Annotated in this window: 22 protein-coding genes and 1 riboswitch; of the genes, 11 read left to right on the top strand and 11 right to left on the bottom strand. The window is 57.3% G+C overall.

The genetic code is table 11. The annotated features are described in order from the left end of the window. The first annotated feature begins 40 nt into the window (after positions 1 to 40). The 4 genes from GM154_RS02875 to GM154_RS02860 all read left to right on the top strand — a co-directional run bounded on the left by GM154_RS02875 (position 41) and on the right by GM154_RS02860 (position 2,749). Positions 41 to 553, top strand: coding sequence for a phosphatidylglycerophosphatase A (locus tag GM154_RS02875; protein WP_219650907.1), 513 nt, complete (start codon positions 41 to 43; stop codon positions 551 to 553). A 24-nt stretch (positions 554 to 577) separates the two neighbouring features. Then, positions 578 to 1,216, top strand: coding sequence for a TIGR02281 family clan AA aspartic protease (locus GM154_RS02870; protein WP_374940297.1), 639 nt, complete (start codon positions 578 to 580; stop codon positions 1,214 to 1,216). A gap of 100 nt (positions 1,217 to 1,316) precedes the next feature. After that, complete coding sequence (gene ribA, locus GM154_RS02865) at positions 1,317 to 1,934, top strand: GTP cyclohydrolase II (protein WP_010796882.1); 618 nt, start codon at positions 1,317 to 1,319, stop codon at positions 1,932 to 1,934. Then, positions 1,934 to 2,749, top strand: coding sequence for a cobalamin-binding protein (locus tag GM154_RS02860; protein ID WP_219650905.1), 816 nt, complete (start codon positions 1,934 to 1,936; stop codon positions 2,747 to 2,749). Before ribA ends, GM154_RS02860 begins: the two co-directional genes overlap by 1 nt. A 24-nt stretch (positions 2,750 to 2,773) precedes the next feature. Here the strand turns inward: GM154_RS02860 and dxs are convergent, their stop codons facing one another. The 5 genes from dxs to GM154_RS02835 all read right to left on the bottom strand — a co-directional run bounded on the left by dxs (position 2,774) and on the right by GM154_RS02835 (position 8,741). Beyond that, positions 2,774 to 4,711: a 1-deoxy-D-xylulose-5-phosphate synthase gene (gene dxs / locus GM154_RS02855; protein ID WP_219650903.1), complete on the bottom strand. Its 1,938-nt coding sequence runs from the start codon at positions 4,709 to 4,711 to the stop codon at positions 2,774 to 2,776. 102 nt (positions 4,712 to 4,813) lie between these two features. Beyond that, entirely contained in the window at positions 4,814 to 5,692 is an 879-nt protein-coding gene (gene ispA / locus GM154_RS02850; protein ID WP_122043606.1) for a (2E,6E)-farnesyl diphosphate synthase, read from the bottom strand. Next, the gene (locus GM154_RS02845; RefSeq protein ID WP_219650901.1) at positions 5,689 to 5,931 is read right to left on the bottom strand and encodes an exodeoxyribonuclease VII small subunit; all 243 of its coding nucleotides are present in this window, start codon (positions 5,929 to 5,931) and stop codon (positions 5,689 to 5,691) included. The genes ispA and GM154_RS02845 overlap by 4 nt, the downstream gene beginning before the upstream one ends. Before the next feature lie 429 nt (positions 5,932 to 6,360). Then, a complete protein-coding gene (locus GM154_RS02840) occupies positions 6,361 to 7,092 on the bottom strand; it encodes an RNA methyltransferase (RefSeq protein WP_219650899.1) in 732 nt (243 codons plus the stop codon). Then, entirely contained in the window at positions 7,092 to 8,741 is a 1,650-nt protein-coding gene (locus GM154_RS02835) for an NAD(P)/FAD-dependent oxidoreductase (RefSeq protein WP_219650897.1), read from the bottom strand. The genes GM154_RS02840 and GM154_RS02835 overlap by 1 nt, the downstream gene beginning before the upstream one ends. Before the next feature lie 239 nt (positions 8,742 to 8,980). On the opposite strand from GM154_RS02835, the gene rlmE reads away from it, so the two are divergent. Next, entirely contained in the window at positions 8,981 to 9,601 is a 621-nt protein-coding gene (rlmE, locus tag GM154_RS02830; protein WP_019366818.1) for a 23S rRNA (uridine(2552)-2'-O)-methyltransferase RlmE, read from the top strand. A 254-nt stretch (positions 9,602 to 9,855) separates the two neighbouring features. Here the strand turns inward: rlmE and ppa are convergent, their stop codons facing one another. After that, positions 9,856 to 10,383: an inorganic diphosphatase gene (gene ppa, locus GM154_RS02825; protein WP_010796890.1), complete on the bottom strand. Its 528-nt coding sequence runs from the start codon at positions 10,381 to 10,383 to the stop codon at positions 9,856 to 9,858. Between the two features lie 190 nt (positions 10,384 to 10,573). Between ppa and GM154_RS02820 the strand changes: the two genes are divergently transcribed. Then, positions 10,574 to 11,683, top strand: a complete 1,110-nt coding sequence (locus tag GM154_RS02820) for a mechanosensitive ion channel family protein (RefSeq protein WP_197872080.1) — start codon at positions 10,574 to 10,576, stop codon at positions 11,681 to 11,683. On the opposite strand, the gene GM154_RS02815 is transcribed toward GM154_RS02820, so the two are convergent. Both GM154_RS02815 and GM154_RS02810 read right to left on the bottom strand, forming a co-directional pair. Continuing rightward, complete coding sequence (locus GM154_RS02815; protein ID WP_010796892.1) at positions 11,623 to 12,456, bottom strand: zinc-dependent peptidase; 834 nt, start codon at positions 12,454 to 12,456, stop codon at positions 11,623 to 11,625. The two genes, GM154_RS02820 and GM154_RS02815, sit on opposite strands and share 61 nt — an antisense overlap. Before the next feature lie 3 nt (positions 12,457 to 12,459). Further along, positions 12,460 to 13,116 (bottom strand): DedA family protein, encoded by a 657-nt coding sequence (locus GM154_RS02810; RefSeq protein WP_010796893.1) that lies wholly within the window; start codon positions 13,114 to 13,116, stop codon positions 12,460 to 12,462. A gap of 271 nt (positions 13,117 to 13,387) precedes the next feature. Between GM154_RS02810 and mpl the strand changes: the two genes are divergently transcribed. The 4 genes from mpl to ribB all read left to right on the top strand — a co-directional run bounded on the left by mpl (position 13,388) and on the right by ribB (position 16,586). Beyond that, complete coding sequence (gene mpl, locus GM154_RS02805) at positions 13,388 to 14,752, top strand: UDP-N-acetylmuramate:L-alanyl-gamma-D-glutamyl-meso-diaminopimelate ligase (protein WP_219650895.1); 1,365 nt, start codon at positions 13,388 to 13,390, stop codon at positions 14,750 to 14,752. Beyond that, a complete protein-coding gene (gene ubiX / locus GM154_RS02800) occupies positions 14,749 to 15,378 on the top strand; it encodes a flavin prenyltransferase UbiX (protein ID WP_010796895.1) in 630 nt (209 codons plus the stop codon). The genes mpl and ubiX overlap by 4 nt, the downstream gene beginning before the upstream one ends. Continuing rightward, entirely contained in the window at positions 15,371 to 15,655 is a 285-nt protein-coding gene (locus GM154_RS02795; protein ID WP_219650893.1) for a YceK/YidQ family lipoprotein, read from the top strand. Before ubiX ends, GM154_RS02795 begins: the two co-directional genes overlap by 8 nt. A gap of 46 nt (positions 15,656 to 15,701) precedes the next feature. Beyond that, a riboswitch (FMN riboswitch) is annotated at positions 15,702 to 15,845 on the top strand. Between the two features lie 81 nt (positions 15,846 to 15,926). Next, positions 15,927 to 16,586: a 3,4-dihydroxy-2-butanone-4-phosphate synthase gene (gene ribB, locus GM154_RS02790; protein WP_374940296.1), complete on the top strand. Its 660-nt coding sequence runs from the start codon at positions 15,927 to 15,929 to the stop codon at positions 16,584 to 16,586. A 21-nt stretch (positions 16,587 to 16,607) separates the two neighbouring features. Here the strand turns inward: ribB and GM154_RS02785 are convergent, their stop codons facing one another. Both GM154_RS02785 and GM154_RS02780 read right to left on the bottom strand, forming a co-directional pair. Beyond that, entirely contained in the window at positions 16,608 to 17,078 is a 471-nt protein-coding gene (locus tag GM154_RS02785; protein ID WP_010796898.1) for a YbaK/EbsC family protein, read from the bottom strand. 63 nt (positions 17,079 to 17,141) lie between these two features. Continuing rightward, positions 17,142 to 18,518 carry an L-serine ammonia-lyase gene (locus GM154_RS02780; RefSeq protein WP_010796899.1) on the bottom strand — a complete coding sequence of 459 codons (1,377 nt, stop codon included), beginning with the start codon at positions 18,516 to 18,518 and terminating at the stop codon, positions 17,142 to 17,144. Positions 18,519 to 18,646: 128 nt separating this feature from the next. On the opposite strand from GM154_RS02780, the gene GM154_RS02775 reads away from it, so the two are divergent. Next, complete coding sequence (locus tag GM154_RS02775; protein ID WP_010796900.1) at positions 18,647 to 19,582, top strand: LysR substrate-binding domain-containing protein; 936 nt, start codon at positions 18,647 to 18,649, stop codon at positions 19,580 to 19,582. On the opposite strand, the gene GM154_RS02770 is transcribed toward GM154_RS02775, so the two are convergent. Next, positions 19,562 to 20,203: an oxidoreductase gene (locus GM154_RS02770; protein WP_074823364.1), complete on the bottom strand. Its 642-nt coding sequence runs from the start codon at positions 20,201 to 20,203 to the stop codon at positions 19,562 to 19,564. The genes GM154_RS02775 and GM154_RS02770 overlap by 21 nt on opposite strands. Positions 20,204 to 20,317: the final 114 nt, after the last annotated feature.

Genomic DNA, 20,317 nt, shown 5'->3' with positions numbered 1-20,317 from the left:
CGTATCGTGCTGGTGATTTATCTGTCCTGGGAGCCCTCTCGTGAACAGACCTGTTACCTCAGGGCCGGCTACACCGGCGGTGTGGCGTAATCCCTGGCATTTTCTGGCCTTTGGCTTTGGCTCAGGTACGTTGCCCAAGGCACCTGGTACCTGGGGTTCCCTAGTGGCGTTGCCCTTTGTCCCGCTTTGGCATCTGTTGCCGGACTGGGGCTATTGGCTGCTGCTGGTTACGCTGATGATATTCGGTTTCTGGCTGTGTGGCCGTGTTGCGGATGACATGGGTGTGCATGATCACGAAGGTATCGTCTGGGACGAAATGGTAGGCATCTGGATCACTTTCTGGATGGCTCCGGCCGGCTGGGCCTGGTGGCTGGTGGGGTTTGCCGTGTTTCGTTTCATGGATATTCTGAAGCCCTGGCCGATCAGCTGGCTTGATCGTCATGTTCAAGGCGGCGTCGGTATCATGATTGATGATGTGCTGGCCGGTGTGTTTGCTTGGGCAGTTATGCAGGGACTGGGCTGGAGCTGGGCGCATATCGGGACGCTGTCCTGATCGCAGGCGCTACAAGGAGGCGGTGTGGTGCGCAAATGGATCGGTATCGGTGTATTGAGTCTGCTGCCTGCGCTGGTAACTGCCGCGCCTCAGGTTCAAGTGGTAGGTCTGTTCAACGGCGCAGCCGTAATCAATATCGATGGTCAGCGCAAAATGCTCAAGGTCGGTCAGCGACAGGGCGAGGTCGAGCTGGTCAGCGCGACGAGCCGGGAAGCGGTGCTGCGGATTGGAGAAACCAACCAAACGTTCATGCTTTCACGTGAATACAGTGACGGCTTTGCTGCGCCGCATAAGCGCCAACTTAGCATTGCTCGCCGAAATGACGGCCACTATTGGACGTCGGGCTCTATAAATAGTCAGCCTATCGAGTTTCTGATCGACACCGGCGCCTCGACTGTTGCCATGAACGAAGAGCAGGCGAACCGTCTTGGGTTGGATTACCAGAAAGGGCGGCCGGTACAGGTCAACACGGCAGGCGGAACCCGGAGGGCCTGGCTTGTACGCCTGGATCGCGTCAAGGTTGGCACCATTGAGGTGCTGGGTGTCGAGGCCATGGTGTTGGCAGGCGGTCATCCGACAGAAACGCTACTGGGCATGAGTTTTCTCAACCGGGTTGGCTGGCGCGAGGATCAGGGCGTTCTGTATGTCGAGGCCAAGAACTGACGTGATAGCTTCAAGCGCAATAGCCTCATAGCCTTTATGACTGAGCCGTCTCTGTTCATGGATGGTATACTATAACCCTCTTTCCGATAGGAGCCTGACGGTGTCTGTCGTTTTCGTCGCCGCATCCCAATTACCTACGCCCTTTGGCATTTTTACCATGCATGGCTTTCTCGATGAGTCCGATGGTAAGGAGCACGTGGCGCTGACCTTTGGCGATATTGCCAACGGTGAGCCGGTGCTGGGGCGTCTACATTCCGAGTGTCTGACGGGTGATGCCCTGTTCAGCCTACGCTGCGACTGCGGCTTTCAGCTGGAGGCGGCAATGCGGGCCATTGCTGAAGAAGGCCGTGGCGTTATCCTGTACTTGCGCCAAGAGGGGCGTGGTATTGGCCTCTTGAACAAGATCCGCGCGTATGAGCTGCAGGACGCAGGAGCTGATACGGTTGAGGCCAATGAACGTTTGGGATTTGGTGCAGACCAGCGTAACTACAGCCTATGCAAGCCAATGCTCAAGCATCTGGGCGTCAATGCATTGAAGCTGATGACCAATAATCCTCGCAAGGTCAAAGCCCTAGAGGATCTGGGAATTACCGTAGCACAGCGTGTACCGCTGCAGACGGGCCTCAACCCTCATAACAAGCGTTACCTGGCCACCAAGGCTGGTAAGCTGGGCCACATGCTCGGCAATATCCATCAAGGCGAAGTCCTTCCTTCCTGATGAAGGCAGGCAGGCGCTGTTCGGTTCTGACCGGCGTCTGCTTGCTGTTCTGCTGCGTTCTCTCTCAGGCCGCCGAACGCGTCATCAGTCTGGCGCCTTCGATGACCGATATCATGCTGGAGCTGGGCGTAGAGAGCCGCTTGGTAGGCGTGCTGGATGCAGGCAAGCGTCCTGCTTCCTTGTCCGGGCTGCCTTCCGTTGGGCGTTATGGTCAGGTCAACATCGAAAAGATTGTCTCATTGCACCCTGACCTTATTCTGCTCTGGCCTGGTGCAGTTCCGCTTGCCCAGCGCGAGCAGCTCAGGCAGTTGGGCTATACCATTGAAACCCTGGATGTTCATCGGTTGGATGACCTGGCAGACGGGCTCGCTCGAATCGCTCAGGTGGTAGGTGTTCCTGATAAAGGGCAGCACTTGGCGATCCAGTTTCGTGAGCGACTCGCCGATATGCGCGAGCGCTACAGGCAATTACCGACAGTGCGCGTGTTCTATCAAGTCTGGGACAAACCGCTATATACCGTAGGGGGCACGCAAATTATCAGCGATGCTATGCAGGTATGTGGAGGCGAAAATATATTTGCTGATCTCTCACAACCGGCGCCGCAAGTGGGTGTGGAAGCTGTGCTGACAAGAAACCCCGAGTTGATACTGGCCATGGAGCAGGCTCAGCTCGAACCGTGGCGGCAGTGGCCAACATTAAAGGCGGTGGTGCACCACCAACTCTGGGCTGTAGGTGATAAGCGGCTTGAGCGGCCCAGCTATGGCATGCTGGACGCAGTGGTCAGGCTGTGTGAGCTGATAGACAAGGCCCGCTAAGCGGGCCTGTCCCAACGTGTCCCGTCAGGGATTGCGTGAAGCGAGTACAAGCGGCGCGGGCTCGGAGGCTGTATTGGCTTCAAGCTGTGCCAGGCGTTGCTTAACGGCCTTTTCGATGCCAAGTGCATCCAGTCCGCATTCAGCCAGCATTTCACTCGGCTTGGCATGCTCGACATAGTAATCAGGCAGACCCAGATTCAAGATCGGCTTCAGCAGATTCTCCCGGGCGAGGAACTCATTCACGGCGCTGCCTGCACCGCCCATGATGCTGTTCTCCTCAATCGTAACCAGCAGGTCGTGGCTGTCTGCGAGTGTCCGGATCAGGGCTTCGTCCAATGGCTTGACGAAGCGCATGTCGGCCACGCTTGCATCAAGGCCTTCTGCTACCTGCAAGGCCTCTTTCAGCTGTACGCCAAATACCAGGAAGGCAACCCTGCGACCTTGACGGCGAAGAACGCCTTTGCCGATTTCCAGTGGCTCAAGCCCTGGCTCAATGACTGCGTTAGGGCCGCTGCCTCGTGGATAGCGGACAGCCGCGGGTCCCTTAAACTGGTAACCCGTTGTCAGCATACGGCGCATTTCGTTCTCATCGCTAGGCGCCATGATCACCATGCCAGGAATACAGCGCAGGAACGACAGATCGAAACTGCCGGCATGTGTAGGGCCGTCTTCACCTACCAGACCGGCGCGATCGATGGCAAACAGCACATCGAGGTTCTGTACGGCTACGTCATGGATCAGCTGGTCGTAGGCGCGCTGCAGGAAGGTGGAGTAGATCGCCACTACCGGCTTGGCACCATCACAGGCCAGACCAGCTGCCAGTGTCACGGCGTGCTGTTCGGCGATCGCAACATCGAAATAGCGGTCTGGATACTGCTCGCTGAAGCGGATGAGGTCGGAGCCTTCCTTCATGGCAGGTGTTATACCTACCAGTTTTGGGTCAGCTGCCGCCATGTCACATAGCCAGTCGCCGAAGATGTTCGAATATTTGGGACTACCAGGCTTCTTGGGTGCCGCATTCAAGGGCTCAAGCTTGGTGATGGCGTGATATTCGATAGGTGCTGCTTCGGCAGCGCTGAAACCCTTGCCTTTCTTGGTCACGATATGCAGGAACTGCGGACCTTTGGCGTCACGCAGGTTGCGCAGGGTAGTGATCAGCGTCGGCAGGTCATGCCCGTCGACGGGGCCAATGTAGTTCCAGCCCAGCTCTTCAAACAGGGTGCCCGGAACCAGCATTCCTTTGGCAGCTTCTTCGGTACGGCGGGCGATTTCCCACGCACCAGGCAGCTTGGCCAGTACCTTTTTCCCACCCTCGCGCATGTTCTGATACGTGCGACTGGACAGGAGCTTGGCAAGGTAATTCGACAGACCTCCCACGTTATGGGAGATCGACATGTCGTTGTCATTGAGAACGACGAGCATGTCGGCTTCTACGTCGGAGGCGTGATTGAGCGCTTCGAATGCCATGCCTGCGGTCAGGGCGCCATCACCGATCACCGCAACGGACTTGCGCTTGCTGCCTTGCATGCGGGCAGCAATGGCCATGCCCAGCGCCGCGCTGATCGAGGTGCTGGAGTGGCCAACCCCAAAGGTGTCGTACTCACTTTCAGAACGACGCGGAAAGGCAGCGACCCCGCCTTTCTGGCGCAGTGTACCCATCTGGTCACGGCGTCCGGTCAGGATTTTGTGCGGGTAAGCCTGATGGCCGACATCCCAGACAAGGCGGTCGTCGGGTGTATCGAACACATAATGCAGCGCAACGGTCAGTTCGATGACCCCGAGGCCGGCACCAAAATGTCCGCCGGTCTGCCCGACGGTATAGAGCAGATAGTGGCGCAACTCATCGGCGAGCGTTTCCAGCTCGTGCTCGCTCAGGTGGCGCAGCGCAGCCGGGGTGTCGATGCGGTCGAGCAATGGCGTGGCGGGCCGCTCGCGTGGAATCTCGTGCAGCGTCTTGGGCATCAGGTCATCGTTATAAGGTATGAAAGATCGAAGTTTACCCGAAGCCCTCCAGTCACCCAACAGTGAACCGTCATATAGAGCTTCGAGCTGTTCTGTGTGTGACTAGTGGCGGCGTTGGACGATGTAGAGTGCTAATGCCCGCAAGGGTTCGGCAGACTCGCCAAAGTGCTGCAAGGCCTGCTGGGCTTGTTCACACAATAGCTGCGCATAATGCTTGGCTTCATCCAGGCCCAGCAGGGCCGGGTAGGTTGGCTTGTCCCGCGCAACATCTGCGCCTTGGCGCTTGCCCAGGGTGGCGGTGTCGCTTTCTACATCCAGCACATCGTCCTGTACCTGAAAGGCCAATCCTACTGCGCGGGCATAGCGGCTCAGGGCATCCAGCTGCTCGAGCGTGGCCTTGCCGCTGGCCAATGCACCCAGGCGGACACTGGCCTCGATCAGTGCGCCAGTCTTGTGACGATGCATGATTTCAAGCGCCGTCTGGTCTATCTGTCTACCAACGGACTCAAGGTCAATGGCCTGACCGCCTACCATGCCGGCAGGGCCAGAAGCCTGAGCCAGGATATTAAGCATTTCCAAACGTGTCTCGGCCGTTTGCGGTGCGTTGGTCAGTATTTCAACTGCAAATGTTTGCAGTGCATCGCCTGCCAGAATGGCACACGCTTCGTCGTAAGCCTTGTGCGTAGTCGGACGGCCACGGCGCAGGTCGTCGTCATCCATAGCCGGCAAGTCGTCATGCACAAGTGAGTACGCGTGGATCAGCTCGACGGCACACGCAGCATTGTCGGCCTGAGAGGGCTCTCCCCCAAGGGCTTCGCAGGCGGCATACACCAACAGGGGGCGCACACGCTTGCCGCCACCCATGACGCTATAACGCATTGCCTCATACAGGCGATCGAGCTCCGGACGTGGCGAAACGAACAGGGTGTCCAGCATGGCGTCGACACGTGCCTGACTGCGAGCCTGATAATCCTTGATCATGTGTCGTCGCCCTGTACGTCGAAGGGGGATTCGGTCATGACTCCGTCGCGCTCGAGCAGAATCTGGACTTTCTGCTCAGCCTGACTCAGTGCACTCTGGCATTCACGGGTCAGGCGAATACCCTGTTCGAAGGCGCCCAGTGATTCTTCGAGGGAAAGCTCACCGCTTTCCAGGCGCTCGACCAGGGTTTGCAGTTCTGCCAGGGAGTGTTCGAAATCGGGAGCTTTCTTGCGGGCCATTGGCAATCTCGGGGGTGATACACAATCGCGGGACACTAGCAGAGGCGTGGAAGCCGAGTAAATACTTGCAGCGGAAATAAGAACGGCCCTGTCCAGGAGCCGATGGGGTAAGCGCCAGGACAAGGCCGTATACGGCTGGACAGACGCCAAGGCATCGGTCCGGGAGGAAGTGCACTCTATAAGGTGTTACCAAGCGAAACTGTTTGCTCGCTGGCCAACACACATAGCAACTATCGCGCCAGGGCATGACAATTTGATTTCAGGGGCTTTCTGCCTGAAAAAATAGAAAACAGATGCGCTTTTGTGGAGCAAAAACCGCTGTCTGAGTATTTCATGGCGCAGTTGAAACTATCTCCTCGCTACATCGTTACGTGAGCGTCGAGCACGCGATCCGATTTTTACTAAGCGAGGTGACGTTCCTGATATCGGCTATCGACTCAGCTCATACGCACACATGTTGACTGTTGATGCCAGGTTCAGCGATTCGATAGCGCCGCATCCGGGAATGGTAAAAGGTTGCGCATTAAGTACGGTCAATTGCTCATGGGGTACGCCGCGCGCTTCATTGCCGAACAGATAGCAATCGAATGTCTTAAACGCTGCCGATTGAACGTGATCACCACTCATGTCCAGACAGGCAATGCGGTCAAACCGTGTGCGCAGCGAATCTATTTTCACGTCCAACTCAATGGATGCATGAAAAATGGCGCCCATGCTGGAGCGAACAACTTTAGGGTTGTACGGATCAACACTGCCAGGACTAAGCAAGCAGCGAAAGTTACCGAACCATACCAGCGTGCGCAGGATGGTGCCGAGATTGCCCGGATCCTGAATTTCATGTAGGTAAATGGCGCGCTCGTTATCAGCAGGCGCGCAACCCGGTGCGTTAGTGGCCGGCATCGGTACCAGCGCAATAACGCCCTGCGGTGTTTTGGTATCGGATATCTGCGCCATTTGGCGGTCACTGATCACATGGGTTTCAAACGAGCTTGCCCAGTGTTCATAAGCCTCGGTTACATAGAGTTGACTGCTCTGTAGCAGCGGATTCTGTAGCGCCGCCTTTTGTAACTCCAGCAGCAGATGTTCGCCCTCCACCAGAAAATAACCGAACTCGGCCCGGTATTTCTTCTGGTGAAGTTTTTTGACGTCATCGAATTTCATCAAGACGCCGCTCGGCTGGGCTGCATGTTCGCCATCTCAAAGTCCGATAGAAGCGATTTGGCCAAAGCCTCGGCAACCTTAATTCCATCTACGCCCGCCGACAAAATGCCCCCCGCATAACCGGCACCTTCACCAGCCGGATACAGGCCGCGCAGGTTGAGGCTTTGCAGGGTCTCGTTGTCGCGAGTAATGCGGACAGGAGAGGACGTGCGGGTTTCGATACCTGTGAGAATGGCATCATCACGATCAAAGCCACGAATCTGCTTGCCGAATGCCGGCAGCGCTTCGCGGATGGCCTCGATGGCATAGTCTGGCAGCGAGGGCGCAAGATCACCCAGGCGTACGCCGGGTTTGTAGGAGGGCTCTACCTCGCCAAGTTCGGTCGACGGCACTCCACGGATGAAGTCGCCCACCAATTGTGCTGGTGCGCAGTAATCGCTGCCGCCCAGCTCGTAGGCCCGCGACTCAAGGCGTTCTTGCAGATCCAGGCCAGCCAGCGGGTCGCCTGGGAAATCCTGCTCCGGGTTGATACCCACAACAATGCCTGAGTTTGCATTGCGCTCGTTGCGCGAGTACTGGCTCATGCCGTTGGTCACGACGCGCCCCGGCTCGGAGGTGGCGGCCACTACGGTCCCGCCGGGACACATGCAGAAACTGTAGACGGCACGACCGTTTTTGGCGTGATGCACTAATTTGTAATCGGCGGCGCCCAGCTCCGGATGGCCGGCGTATTTGCCCAGGCGAGCCTGATCGATCATGCCTTGCGGATGCTCGATGCGGAAACCCACCGCAAAAGGTTTGGCTTCGATATATACGCCCTGGCGGTGTAGCATGCGGAAGGTATCGCGAGAGCTGTGGCCCAGCGCGAGCACCACATGGCGGCTGCGGATTGTCTCGCCATTGGCTAACACCACACCTTCAAGCTGGCCGTTGTCGATCAGCAGATCGGTCACTTTACTCTCGAAGCGTACCTCGCCACCCAAGGCGATGATCTCCTCACGCATCGCTGCGACCACGCCGGTGAGACGGAAGGTGCCGATATGCGGCTTGCTCACATACATGATCTCTTCCGGCGCGCCAGCGCGGACGAACTCGTGCATCACTTTGCGGGCGTAGAACTTGGGGTCCTTGATCTGGCTATAGAGTTTACCGTCCGAGAACAGGCCGGCTCCTCCCTCACCAAACTGCACGTTGGATTCCGGCGTCAGGATCTTTTTACGCCACAGCGCCCAGGTATCCTTGGTGCGTTTACGTACATCCTTGCCGCGCTCCAGTACGATGGGCTTGAATCCCATCTGTGCGAGCAGCAGCGCTGCGAACAATCCACAAGGACCAAAGCCTACGATTATCGGGCGCTCCCACAAGTGGGCGGGCGCCTGAGCTACTGGGTAGTAGTGGGTATCCGGTGCTGGACGTACATGATTGTCATCGGCAAAGCGCGCCAGGATTGCCGCCTCGTTGCGTGCCTCTAGATCGATGATATAGATGAACAGAATGACGCTGTTTTTCTTGCGAGCATCGTAGCTGCGCTTGAATACAGTGAAGTTCAGCAAGTCGGCGTCGCTGATGCCCAGGCGTTTGACAATGGCCTTGCGCAACTCATCTGAAGAATGATCAAGAGGCAGGGACAGTTCGTTGATGCGAATCATGGCGGTAATCCTGGCCGGTGACTCCGGCAAAGGAAGCTTTAGAAAGGATGGGGTAAGAGGCGAATTATACCTCTCTCTATCCCTCCCTGACAGTCCTGCCTAACGGGTGCTACACGATCCCTGCCCACCAGTCTTATATTATCGGTTTATAATCATTGCCATTGTGCGTCCAATCGCTTTCTGTTTTTTCCAGGCGTTGGTCTGCTTCTCCCATTGAATTTTCCGTGCTTGGCTCCCTCATGAAACGATCCAAAAGCAGCCGCCGTTGGCTGGATGAACACGTCAACGATCCTTATGTTAAGCGGGCTCAGAAGGATGGCTTGCGTTCTCGTGCCAGTTACAAGCTGATCGAGCTGAACGAGAAGGACAAGCTGATACGTCCCGGCATGCTGGTCATGGACCTTGGCTCCGCACCGGGCGGTTGGTCACAGGTGGCTGGCGGTCTCGTAGGCGAGAAGGGACGGGTTCTGGCTAGTGACATTCTGCCGATGGACCCGCTGGAGAACGTCGACTTCATCCAGGGCGATTTCACCGACGACGCGGTGTTCCAACAGATTCTCGACAAGCTCGATGGCAATCAACCTGATCTGATCATTTCTGACATCGCTCCCAATATCAGTGGCATCGCTGCTGCCGACCAGGCGTCCTCGATGTATCTGGTCGAGCTCGTCCTTGATATGGCGCGTCAGGTCCTCAAGCCCAACGGCAATCTTGTAGCCAAGGTATTCCAGGGAGAGGGCTCCGACGAGTTTCTGAAAGACGTTCGCACCTCATTCGAGAAGGTGATGATACGCAAGCCAGAGGCATCGCGGCCGCGCTCAAGGGAGGTCTATCTGGTGGCAAAGGGGTTTAAAGGATAAGGCCCCGCGGTGTGCTCTTCAGAGCTTGACGCATCGCTGGATTGCGCACAGTCCAGCGATGACAAAAAACCAAAAGGGTACCTTTCGCTGAGCGTTATACCCTCCCGCACTATTCGCTAGATGGCCGCCTTGGATAGCGCTCAACGAGTCGATGCAGAGCTAAGGTCTGGCTTTGTTCAGGTTTGACCGAAACCGGGTAAAACGATAGGCATTAAAAAGCCGGCTTGTGGCCGGCTTCGTGAGGTAGTAGCGACTTATTTTTGGTAAGCCGCGACTGCCTTTAAGATCTCCGCACGGGCTTCTTCAGCATTGCCCCAGCGTTCAACTTTTACCCACTTGCCTTTTTCAAGATCCTTGTAGTTCTCGAAGAAGTGCTTGATCTGCTCCAGCAGCAGAGCCGGTAAGTCGGTGTATTCCTTTACATCATGGTACAGCACAGACAGTTTGTCATGCGGAACGGCAACTAATTTTGCATCGCCACCGGCTTCGTCGGTCATGTGCAGTACGCCAACCGGACGTGCGCGAATGACGGCGCCCGGTGTAACCGGGTAAGGCGTTACGACGAGCACGTCGAGGGGATCGCCATCATCAGCCAGCGTGTTGGGGATATAGCCATAGTTGGCCGGATAAAACATCGGGGTCGCCATGAACCGGTCGACAAACAGAGTATCGCTGTCCTTGTCGATTTCATATTTGATGGGTGCATGGTTAGCCGGGATTTCAATCGCGACGTAGATGTCGTTCGGCACGTCTTTGCCGGCCGGAATCTTGCTATAGCTCATAGAGCGACTCACCTTTGTTGGTAGGCCAAATTGATGTGGTTTGGAGTATAGGCATATTTGACCCGCGATTCGAGCCTTGGGGTGGGATAAGGTTCAAAGCAGGAACTTTGTAACGGTAACGGACCCGAAAAAAGAGGCCTGCCTGTTAGAGGGCGGGGCAGCTTTCCTCTGAATCGGAGACAACATCGGCATGTTCCAATGGATCAATGAGGCGACAGCCATCAACCTGGCGCTTGCACTTGTCATTACTATCATCAGCTATGGCGTCATTCGCCGGCTCGTTACAGCCGTTACCAGTCGCGTTGTAAATTGGTCCTCCCGGGCAAACAGCGGTTGGGCACATTACGTAGGCGAGATCATTGGTCGAACCAGTCGCTTGCTGATTCTGCTCATGGCTATTCAGATCGGACTGTATGTCATTGATCTGAGCCCAGGCTGGGAGGCACGCGTCAGCCATATCTGGTTCCTGGTCCTGGCTCTACAGTTCGGGCTGTGGGTCGATGGCGCAATTCTGCTGTGGGCACGTTCGGCACTGCAGAACAGGAATGGCCATCAGCGCAGCCAGCTCACCATGACCATGATTTCGCTGATGGTCCGGGTAGCCTTGTGGACGGTGGTTCTGCTTGCAGTACTCTCCAACCTGGGTGTCGATATCACGGCGTTCGTCGCCAGCCTGGGTATTGGTGGTATTGCCGTCGCGCTGGCCGTTCAGAATGTGCTGAGTGACCTGTTTGCCTCGCTGTCCATTGGTATCGACAAGCCTTTCGAGCAAGGTGATTTCGTCGTATTTGGCGATATTGCCGGCTCCATTGAATACATCGGCCTCAAGACCACGCGTATTCGCAGCCTTAGCGGTGAGCAGGTGGTCTGTTCCAACACGAAGCTGCTGCAGCAGACGATCCATAATTATAAGCGTATGTCCGAACGGCGGGTGCTGTTCCAGTTCGATATCAGTTACCGCACACCTGCCGATCAAGTGGGTGAAATTGCTCCACTCGTAAAGCAGATTGTCACGTCATTGGAGAACACCCGTTTCGATCGTGCGCATCTGCTGGCACTGGAAAGCAGCGCCTTGAAATTCGAGGTGGTGTATTACGTGTTGAGCGCGGACTACAACCAGTACATGGATATTCAACAGAACATCAATCTGGCACTGCTCAAGGAGCTGGACCAGCGTGGCATCAAGTTCGGTATGCCTGTTCGGTCGCTGGAGTTTCTGGAGGAGGTTCCCTTGGCCTATCAGGGTTCGCCGGACGCTCCTCGTGGAGGTGACTCGGCTGCGGGAATTGAAATCCGCTGAGCCAATGCCTGTAGCCGCGTCAGTGGATCCTGACGGAAAAACTGACGTAGCTGCATATAAACATCCGGGTATGCCTGATCGAGTACATCAGGTGCGGTAAAGAAGTATTCACAGCAGACGGCAAAGAACTCAGCAGGATGCTCGCTGGCATAGGGATCGATCAGTGTTTCCTTATGGGTATCAATCTGTCGGTTGAGGTCATCGTAAGCAGCCTGCATGACCTCAGCCCAGCGAGGAAGCGACATGTCCCGGTGCAGTGGGGGCAGGCCATTGGCATCGCCGTTGAGCATGTCGAGCTTATGCGCCAATTCATGAATGACCAAGTTGTAACCCGTCCAGTCGCCGCTCTCCTGAACACCCGACCACGCCAAAATCACTGGACCTTGTAGCCAAGCCTCACCGCTATGGCTTTCGCTTCCCTCATGTTCGATTCCGCTATCGTCACGGTAGCGTTGTGGGCTGACAAAGTCCGAGGGGTAGAGGATCAGCTCGTGGAAGTTGCCATACCAGTCTTCCTCAGGCAGGTATAGCAAGGGCAGTTGGGCCTGGGCAGCCAGGGCCAGGCGGTCAACGTCAGCAAGCGCAATGTCACCCAGTAGCGTCAGGCGTTTATGCGCCAGAAAAAGGATGCTGCGCTGCTGAAGCCGTTGATCAGATTCAGGCGGGAGTCCGTCGAGGAAAGGCAGGCGGGAATGAACTTCATCCCAGAGCGCCGGCGGGATAACGGTCCGTTCAAGGACACGTCGATCCCGCCAGGCGCGCAGGGACCACATGCGTTAGCCGATTTCGCTACGGCTGGGGCTCGGCCGCAGGCGACGGCTGACCATGCTGATGACCATGGGCAGCAGCGAGATGGCAATGATGGCGATAACCAGCATGGACAGGTGCTGCTTGATGAACGGCACATTGCCAAAGAAGTAACCCAGGGTAACCAGACCGCCTACCCAGAGGAACGTGCCCAAGACGCTGAAGCCCAGAAAACGGAGATAGTGCATGCGACCGATGCCCGCCACGAATGGCGCGAACGTTCGGATGATGGGCAGGAATCGCGCCAGGGTAATGGTCTTGCCGCCATGCAGGGCATAGAACGCCTGGGTGCGCTCCAGATAGTCACGACGGAATATCTTGGAGTTTGGTCGCGAGAAAAGCTTTTCACCCAGGGTTCGGCCAATGACATAGTTTGTACTGTCACCGGCAACGGCCGCAAAGGCAAGAAGACTACCCAGAAGCCAGGGGTCCATGCCGCCTGTTGCGCAAATGGCACCAGCAATGAACAGCAATGAGTCACCGGGCAGGAAGGGCATGACTACCAAGCCCGTTTCGCAAAAAATGACCAGGAACAGGATGAAATAGATCCATGACCCATAGTTGCTGACCAGCATTTCCAGGTAAACGTCGAGGTGGAGGATCAGATCGATCGGGTTAAAGTCCATGTACAGCCTATCTATGGCAGCGGGTCGAAGCTCCATTATAGGGCGAAGGCTCTAGGTCGCGAGTAGCCATTAGGGTAAACGGTAGGGTGGGATTTGCGATCTACCGCACGGATATCTGCTTTCTTCTCTTTCAAGGCCGGAGCTCGGCTGGGATCAGATGGAATTTCGTGATTCACGAGGCGGATGAACCCATAGAGTCCTGACGGCGCTGTGCTAACCTTCGGCTCGTTTTCAATGGGGCTGCCAGGGCCTCGCTTGTCAGGGGTTATTCATGCATATCCACATTCTCGGCATCTGCGGGACGTTCATGGGCTCTCTGGCCGTGCTGGCCAAGGAGTTGGGTCATCGAGTGACCGGTTCCGATGCCAATGTCTATCCGCCCATGAGTACGCAGCTGGAGGCACAGGGTATCGAGCTGATGCAGGGATACGAGCCTGCCCACCTTGAGCCGGCACCGGATCTGGTCGTGATCGGCAATGCACTCTCCCGGGGTAATCCGGCTGTGGAGCATGTCCTGAACAAGGGGTTGCCCTATGTATCCGGACCGCAATGGCTGGCAGATCATGTATTGCAGGGACGCTGGGTTCTGGCTGTAGCGGGTACCCACGGTAAGACCTCCACCACGAGCATGCTAGCCTGGGTGCTGGAGCATGCAGGCATGAGCCCGGGCTTCTTGATTGGCGGTGTACCCCAAAATTTTGGGATATCCGCCCGGCTGGGCGGAACGCCTTTCTTTGTCGTAGAGGCTGACGAGTACGATAGCGCCTTTTTCGATAAGCGCTCCAAGTTCGTCCATTATCGACCGCGCACCGCTATCCTGAATAATCTCGAGTTCGATCATGCCGATATCTTTCCTGATCTGGCAGCGATCGAGCGGCAGTTTCATCATCTGGTGCGTACGATTCCAAGTGAAGGACTCATCATTCATCCAACTGCTGAAAAAGCGCTGTCTCATGTCCTGACGATGGGGTGCTGGACGCCGGTTCAGACGACAGGAGAGGGCGGGCAGTGGCAGGCCCGCTTGCTCCATGAGGACGGCTCGCGGTTTGAGGTAATCTTCGATGGGAAGACACAGGGAACGGTTGAGTGGAGTCTGACCGGCCAGCATAACGTGGCCAATGCTCTAGCCACATTGGCCGCCGCGCGGCATGTAGGCGTCGTGCCGCCTCAAGGGATCGAGGCGTTAAATGCATTCAAGAGCGTCAAGCGCCGAATGGAAACGGTTGCCGAAATCAACGGCGTCACGATCTATGATGACTTCGCCCATCATCCCACGGCCATTGCCACTACGCTTCAGGGATTGCGAGCACGTGTAGGGGAGGAATCCATCATTGCAGTCATCGAGCCACGGTCCAACTCGATGAAGTTGGGCGCCCACCGTGACGGCCTGCCGGACAGTGTTCGACAGGCCGACTCTGTTATCTGGTATGCGCCGCCGAACCTGGGGTGGGATCTGGCCGAGACAGCAGCGAATTGCCCTGTCCCGGCGGTTGTTTGCGACTCGCTTGAGGCCATTATCGCGCGCGTTAAAGAGGCGGCGAAAGGCAGGACCCATGTAGTCATCATGAGTAACGGCGGGTTTGGTGGTCTGCACGGCAAGCTGGCTGCTGCGTTGCGTGAAGGAGGCCCTGCATGAGCGGACCGGAACGTATCACCCTGGCAATGACCGGCGCTTCTGGCGCTCAATACGGATTACGGCTGCTTGACTGTCTGGTGCAGGAGGAGCGTGAGGTTCACTTCCTGATCTCCAAGGCTGCACAGCTGGTCATGGCCACTGAGACCGATGTGGCGCTACCGGCCAAACCTCAGGCCATGCAGGCATTTTTGACGGAATACACTGGTGCTGCGCCCGGGCAGATTCGAGTCTTTGGCCAGAGCGACTGGATGGCGCCCCCGGCGTCAGGTTCCAGTGCGCCGGCAGCCATGGTGGTTTGCCCATGCTCGACCGGTACGCTGTCCGCCATTGCAACAGGTGCCTGCAATAACCTGATCGAGCGCGCTGCCGATGTGGCCATCAAGGAGCGGCGCACCTTGGTTCTAGTGCCTAGGGAATCACCGTTCTCCAGTATTCATCTGGAAAACATGCTCAAGCTGTCCAACCTGGGCGCGACGATTCTTCCGGCTGCGCCAGGGTTCTATCACCAGCCGCAAACGGTGGATGATCTGATCGACTTTGTCGTGGCCCGGATTCTTAATACATTGAGTATTCCCCAAGACATGCTGCCCCGGTGGGGCGAGCATCATCTGGTGAGCGATGAGTAAGTTCCTCTGTGCGTGCCTGGTGCTTGTGCTGAGTGGCTGCGCCAGCGTCAGTACGCTCAACGCCAGCAAGCCGGGCGCTCCGATCGTTTACTCGGGAACCCGGCTGGACTGGTATGCCATTCAAGGGGGCTGCTGTCCAACGGAGCGCTTTGGCGTAGAGGCTCCCGCCTATCCCAGGCTCGATCTGCCGGGCAGTCTGCTGGTGGACACAGTGTTATTCCCCCTTGCCCTGGCAAAGGTGTTGGGTATCGGGCTGAACGTTCGCGGAGGCAGTTGAGCTGCCCCAGGCATTGGCGAAGGCGGCTTCACTTCGTTATAGTCGGTCGGGTCTTCAGGGCGGGGTGAGATTCCCCACCGGCGGTAAACCACATGGTGGCAAGCCCGCGAGCGCTCCGATACGTCGGAGGTCAGCAGACCTGGTGTGATTCCAGGGCCGACGGTCATAGTCCGGATGAAAGAAGATGCGTTTGTCTGCCTATGCCGCCTGGCATAAGTAGCGTCTGCGCTTTTTGCCCTGAAACGTTCACTCACTCCAACGAGGACGTTTCATGCCTATGCTCGACCCACAACGCCATTCCCGCCTGCATGCTGCTGTAGCAGCCTACCGCGAGGGGCGTCCAGTGCTTCTGCTGGATGATGCCGACCGCGAAAACGAAGCTGATCTGGTAGCCGCTGCCGAAAACCTCACCTTGAGCACGATGGTAAAGATGATCCGGGATGGCAGCGGTATTGTCTGCCTGTGCCTGGATGATGCCAGTGTGCGGTGCCTGGACCTGCCACCCATGGTCAAGAATAACCAGGCACGTCATGGAACAGGGTTTACAGTTTCCATCGAGGCGGCGGAAGGTGTGACTACCGGTGTTTCGGCTGCTGATCGGATGATCACTATTCGGGCCGCGCTGGACTCCTGCGAAGGTCGGAGCCGAATCGTCAGCCCCGGGCATATCTTTCCCTTGCGCGCGCGTGAAGGTGGGGTGCTGACTCGGCGCGGTCATACCGAGGGCTCGGTAGAGCTGGCCATGCTGGCAGGGCTACGTCCGGCGGCCGTATTGTGCGAACTGATGAACCCTGATGGCAGCATGGCGCGTGGTACTGATGTCGAGCACTACGCGCAGCAGCACGGGATACCGGTGCTGACCATTGAGGAGATCGTGCGTTACCGTGAGGAGGAAGCACTATTGGCATCCCAGTCGGTCAGCGTCGTCTGATGTAGCGCCAATGTCTGCCAGCTACTCGGTCGGTTCCTGGCAGACATCCACCCATTGGGCCTCGACCAGTTCGGCCAGCCGTTGCGGGGTAATGCGCACGGCGCTGTGGATTGCGCCAGCTGCCGGCAGGACCTCATCAAAAGCCTTGAGCGAGCAATCGCAATATACCGGCATGGGCGTTGCCAGTCCGAATGGGCAAACGCCGCCTACCGGATGGCTGGTCAGCAGCTGCACGCGCTCGCCATCCAGCATCTTGGCTTTGCCGCCAAACGTAGCCTTGAGCTTTTTATTGTCCAGTCGTGCATCGCCTCGTGCCACGAGCAGCACCTCAAGCTCACCAATCTTCAGTCCAAGCGTTTTGGCAATTCGCCCCGGCTCGACGCCATGTGCTTCGGCCGCCAAGGCAACGGTTGCGGTGCTGGTTTCAAGCTCAATGATGTGAATATCCGGGGCGTGGGTCGTGAAAAAGTCGCGGACTGAATCCAGGCTCATGAGGGGCTCCCATTCGGTAGAGCCTGGATTCTTGAAAAGCCGGGCGCGTGCGTCAACCCTTGATCAGCATTCAACCATGCTGACAGCGAGCCCGCCCCGAGAGGTTTCCTTGTATTTGTCCTGCATGTCGGCACCGGTATCACGCATGGTACGAATGACTCGATCCAGCGAGATGAAATGTTCTCCGTCACCGCGTAGCGCCATCTGGGCGGCATTGATGGCTTTCACGGCGGCAATGGCATTGCGCTCGATACAGGGCACCTGAACCAGTCCTCCCACCGGGTCGCATGTCAGGCCCAGGTTATGCTCAAGGCCGATTTCCGCAGCATTTTCCACCTGTTCTGGCGTCGCGCCCAGCAGCTCGGCTAGTCCGGCGGCGGCCATGGCACAGGCCGAGCCCACTTCGCCCTGACACCCCACCTCGGCGCCCGAGATCGAGGCATTCTTTTTACACAGAATACCTACTGCGGCTGCGGCCAGCAGATAGCGCACAACATCTTCATCGTTAGCATCCGGGTTGAATTTCATGTAGTACATCAGTACCGCAGGAATGATGCCTGCTGCGCCGTTGGTAGGCGCCGTTACCATGCGACCTCCTGCGGCATTTTCCTCGTTGACCGCCAAGGCGAACAGGTTGACCCACTCCATGGCTGAAAGCGTCGAGCTGATAACGCTCGGGTTGGTCATCGCCCGCAGGCTACGGTGTAGGCGAGCAGCGCGACGTGGGACTTTAAGGCCGCCCGGCAGTACACCTTCGTGAGCCAGCCCATTCCGGATACATTCGCGCATGGTCTGCCAGATATGTAAAAGGTTTGCGCGAATGTCATCCTCGCTGCGCCAGGCTTTTTCATTGGCAAGCATAAGGGCGGAGATGGACAACCCATGCTCGCGGCATAAACGGAGCAGCTCCGCTGCGCTGGAGAAGTCATAGGGCAGGGTAGTGGTATCCTGATCACGCTGACCGCTGGCCGCCTGCTGGCTGTCGATAACAAAACCGCCGCCCACGGAATAATAAGTCTCCTCGAACAGCTCTCCGGTCTCGCCAAATGCGGTGATGGTCATTGCATTGGGATGGTAAGGCAGGTTCTCATGGAGCAGATGCAGGTCTCGGGTCCAGACGAACTCGATAGGATGGCTACCCCCGAGCATAAGCGTGTTTTCAAGCTTGAGCGTCTGGATGCAGGGCTCGACCCGGTCGGGATCAACCCGGTCTGGCCACTCTCCCATCAACCCCATCAACGTTGCACGGTCGGTCCCGTGCCCGACACCTGTTGCGGACAGGGAGCCATACAGGCGTACTTCTACCCGGCGAGTCTGCTCCAGGCATTGTTGCTCACGTAAGGTGGAGACGAATAATGCACCGGCTCGCATGGGGCCTACCGTGTGAGAGCTGGAAGGACCCACGCCGATTTTAAACAGGTCGAATACGCTGATGGCCATGCTGAAGTCCTGGATATGAGGTTCAATGGTGACCGTAACGTACGTAACAGTCTGAGGATCATCATGGGAAAAGCGGCCTCCCTGCACAATCGATACGTTCTAAGCGACCCTTTAGTAGAGCTAAACCCATGAGCCGGATCCTGAACGCGCAAACGCAAGCCTGGCTTCAAGTATTTGCCTGTGCGGCACGCCACCTGTCCTTTACCCGCTGCGCCGAGGAGTTGCACGTAACGCCAGGCGCCATTAGCCAGCAGATGCGACAGCTGGAAGAGCGGTTGGGGTTCAAGCTGTTTCACCGAATGGCCCGAGGGCTGGAGCTGACGGCGGAGGGGCAACGGCTGGCCTCAACAGTCAATCAGGCTTCCGGGCTTGTGGATGCAGAGCTGCGGCGGCTGAATGCCGGTCAGTTTGGCGGCGTGCTCCGGCTACGCTCGATTCCTTCCTTTCTCGGCAAATGGGTCATGCCGCGGCTACCCAAGCTGCAGGCTCGCTTTCCGGATATCCAGCTTCGGGTCGTTGCTGAGGACAGTTCATGGTCACTGCGCGAGGGCGAGTTTGACCTTGCCATTGATCTTAATGACGGTAGTTATCCTGGTCTTGCATCCACGTCGTTGCTGGACGAGCAGATATTTCCGGTGTGTGCTCCTTCGCTGTTGGAGGGGCGCCCGCCACTTGATCGTCCCGAGGCGCTGGATCATTACCCATTGCTGCATGACATCACCGCCTGGCGCGGCAGTTATGAGTATGCCGAGTGGGAGTTTTACCTGGCGTCCATTGGCGCCCCTGCACTGGATGTCAGGCGAGGTCATACGTTCAATCGCAATCACCTGACTATCGAGGCGGCTATTGCCGGCATGGGGGTTGCCATCGCGCGGCGCCATTTGATCACTAACGAGCTGGAGCGGGGTGCGTTGGTTATTCCCTTCGGGGTGTCCGTACCGGCGCGCAAGCGTTATGTCCTGCTTTATGCGCAAGGTGCTCTAGCTGATCCACGTGTACGTTCACTGCATGACTGGCTGGTTGAGGAGGCCCTGGCCAGTGCGTCAACGCCCCAGCCGGCGTAACTCGTCCGACTCGACAAAACGAACACCGTCGCCTTCCTCCAGCGCGAGTCGCCAGAGTGCTCGTGCCAACACGCAGACCTCAATGCCATGCCACTTGCCAGGCAGCAGCTGGGAGAGCGGGGCGGCAATCTGTTCGCCCAATCGCTGCTCGTTACGGGGGCCGAGCAACAGCGAGGGGCGTGCAAAGGTGATCTGCGGCCAGCCTTGATCCTGTAGTGCCTCTTCAAGCTCACCTTTTACCCGGTTGTAAAAGATCGAAGAGGAAGCATCAGCACCAATGGCACTGATAACCACGAAGTGTCTGGCACCCAGTTCGCGTGCGCGACGTCCGACAGCGATGGGCAGGTCATAATCAATGGCGCGAAAGGCTTCCTGTGAGCCGGCTTTCTTGATCGTGGTGCCCAGGCAGCAAAAGGCCGTATCCAGCGGGCCGGTGAGCTGAGGCAGCACATCCAGCAATTCGCCGACCGGGTTTTCCAGGCGTGGATGAGCAGGAAGTGGTCGGCGGGTGGGCGCTAGGACACGTTGAATAGTTGGCTCATTCAGCAGGCGATCCAGTAGGTGTTCGCCGGTAAGCCCCGTGGCGCCTGTAATCAGGACATGTTGCGGAGTCAGGTGCATCGCAAAGCTCCTTTCGATGAGCATGACTGGCGGAGCAGGTAGGCGGCCCGCGCTTCTGCCCGGTCCGCTTCGTTGTAATGCCCGCCCTTATCCCATCGGACAACATTTCAGAGC

The sequence above is a fragment of the Pseudomonas sp. MAG002Y genome (assembly GCF_019400845.1).
GTDB classification, from domain to species: Bacteria; Pseudomonadota; Gammaproteobacteria; order Pseudomonadales; family Pseudomonadaceae; genus Chryseomonas; species Chryseomonas luteola.
The sequence above is the reverse complement of the archived record's forward strand: the minus strand, read 5'-3'. Positions and strand labels throughout refer to the sequence as shown.